This is a genomic window from Cupriavidus sp. SIMBA_020 (assembly GCF_046535395.1).
GTDB lineage: Bacteria > Pseudomonadota > Gammaproteobacteria > Burkholderiales > Burkholderiaceae > Cupriavidus > Cupriavidus campinensis.
Genome location: NZ_JAWRWU010001412.1, coordinates 1 through 245 on the forward strand (window position 1 = coordinate 1; position 245 = coordinate 245).

1 protein-coding gene is annotated in these 245 nt (G+C 68.2%); it reads left to right on the plus strand.

From position 1 onward, the window contains the following. The coding region (locus tag SB751_RS34180) for a glutamate synthase central domain-containing protein (protein ID WP_410749516.1) at positions 1-245 on the plus strand (245 nt) is incomplete at both ends.

A 245-nucleotide genomic window follows, 5' to 3' on the forward strand; every position in this document is an offset into this window, starting at 1 on the left:
GGTCGTGTCGGACCGCCGCGCGGACCGCGACAACGTTGCTATTCCGGCGCTGCTCGCCACCTCGGCGATCCACTCGCACCTCGTGCAGCACGGTCTGCGCACGAGCACGGGTCTCGTCGTGGAAACGGGTTCGGCGCGTGAAACGCACCACTTCGCGCTTCTCGCGGGCTTCGGCGCAGAAGCCGTTCACCCGTACCTCGCGATGGAAACGCTCGCGCAGATGGCGCAGGGCCTGAAGGGCGACT